This is a genomic window from Neisseria sp. HMSC056A03 (genome assembly GCF_001815685.1).
Taxonomy (GTDB): domain Bacteria; phylum Pseudomonadota; class Gammaproteobacteria; order Burkholderiales; family Neisseriaceae; genus Neisseria; species Neisseria subflava.
On record NZ_KV821605.1, the window covers coordinates 1 to 337 of the forward strand.

At 46.0% G+C, this 337-nt stretch carries 1 protein-coding gene; it reads left to right on the forward strand.

Annotated features, from left to right (window positions below):
* The coding region (locus tag HMPREF3052_RS11740) for a hypothetical protein (protein WP_070748501.1) at nt 1-325 on the forward strand (325 nt) is incomplete at its 5' end.
* Nucleotides 326-337: the final 12 nt, after the last annotated feature.

Genomic DNA, 337 nt, shown 5'->3' on the forward strand with positions numbered 1-337 from the left:
AACACAATCTGAACTCATCGACCAAATCAAAGACAGGCTTTTTATCCTGTCTGACTATGCTTTATCTCAACGCTGGCAAGTAGAGCCGACCCGAATCAGCCAATACCGGCGCGACCGTCTGCGACTTCCTATCCGTTTTATTGAGGACATTGCCGAACAAATCGGCATTGACACGCTATCACTTATAAAAATGCTTGATACGGCGCGACTTACTAAGCAAAACAAGGACGCCTCCAAAATCTTATTCTGGCGACCAAACGAAAAAATCAGACGCTATCCGCCACCGTGGGTAGAGCGAAAACACTTTTTCAGGCGGAAACGCTAGTTCGCATAATTT